General features: G+C 55.2%; 2 protein-coding genes. Both read right to left on the reverse strand.

Annotated elements, in window-relative coordinates:
* A partial coding sequence (locus METPAY_RS01705; RefSeq protein ID WP_048148581.1) for a hydrogenase iron-sulfur subunit occupies positions 1–371 on the reverse strand: 371 nt, incomplete at its 3' end.
* A partial coding sequence (locus METPAY_RS01710; protein ID WP_048148583.1) for a 4Fe-4S binding protein occupies positions 372–683 on the reverse strand: 312 nt, incomplete at its 5' end.

The raw sequence follows: 683 nt of genomic DNA on the forward strand, positions 1-683 counted from the left end.
ACGACATCTTCCATGACCATACCCCATTTTGCACCTTCCGATGCGGATACGAATGTCATACGGATCCTGTTGTCGTCGAGACCGATGTTCTTGAGCACGTTCTTGATAAGGAACATACGCTTTGCGCATTTGTAGTTGCCCTCAAGATAGTGGCAGTCACCGAAGTGGCAGCCGGAGACAAGCACTCCGTCAGCTCCGTCCTGGAATGCCCTCATAATAAAGAGGGGGTCGACACGGCCCGTGCACATTACCCTGATTGCCCTGATATCTGTAGGGTACTGGATACGTGCACCGCCTGCAAGATCAGCACCGGCGTAGGAACACCAGTTGCAGATGATTGCGATAATCTTAGGATTCCACTCGTCTCCCATTTACTCTTCACCTCCAAGGCCGCCAAGAAGGAACGCATCGATCTGTGCGCAGATCTGCGGCGTTGTGAAGTGCTGCATCTTGATAGCTCCGCCGGGGCAGAAACCTCCGCAAGTTCCGCAGCCCTTACACTTGGCTTCAGTTACCTGCATGACCTGGCGTCCGTTCTTCTCGGTGAGCGACAGTGCGCCATACGGGCACTGGGGCACACACATTCCGCATCCTGCACAGAGGTCCTCCATGCACTGGGCGAAGTAAGGTTCGAGCTGAACCTTGCCCTGGTGGATCGGGATCGAAGCTGCCGATGCAGCTCC

It is taken from the genome of Methanolacinia paynteri (assembly GCF_000784355.1).
Classification (GTDB): Archaea; Halobacteriota; Methanomicrobia; order Methanomicrobiales; family Methanomicrobiaceae; genus Methanolacinia; species Methanolacinia paynteri.